Annotated in this window: 1 protein-coding gene; it reads right to left on the bottom strand. The window is 58.5% G+C overall.

Annotated features, from left to right (window positions below; genetic code table 11):
* A partial coding sequence (locus B3849_RS09510) for a surface lipoprotein assembly modifier (protein ID WP_286780050.1) occupies positions 1 to 258 on the bottom strand: 258 nt, incomplete at its 3' end.
* Positions 259 to 260 lie beyond the last annotated feature (2 nt).

The raw sequence follows: 260 nt of genomic DNA, 5'->3' as shown, positions 1-260 counted from the left end.
CGAGAGACTCGCCCCGATGTCGTGGCTGTCATAGTCGAACAACGCCACATTCGATTTCGCCCGCGTGTAGGTATAGGTGATGCGCGGCACATATTTCCCGATCTGCACCTTGTTGTGCTGCACGGTGAAGGTGAGGCTGGTGGTGTCATCCTCGCGCGGGGTCGTGGTGCCGGGGAAGATGCCGTCGTATCTGTCCTGTTCGTATGCCAGTATCACGCCGGTCGAGAGACCCGATTTCCACTGTTTGTCGATCCCCATCG

The organism is Sulfitobacter sp. UBA4523, assembly GCF_002388305.1.
GTDB classification, from domain to species: domain Bacteria; phylum Pseudomonadota; class Alphaproteobacteria; order Rhodobacterales; family Rhodobacteraceae; genus Sulfitobacter; species Sulfitobacter pontiacus.
The sequence above is the reverse complement of the archived record's forward strand: the minus strand, read 5'-3'. Positions and strand labels throughout refer to the sequence as shown.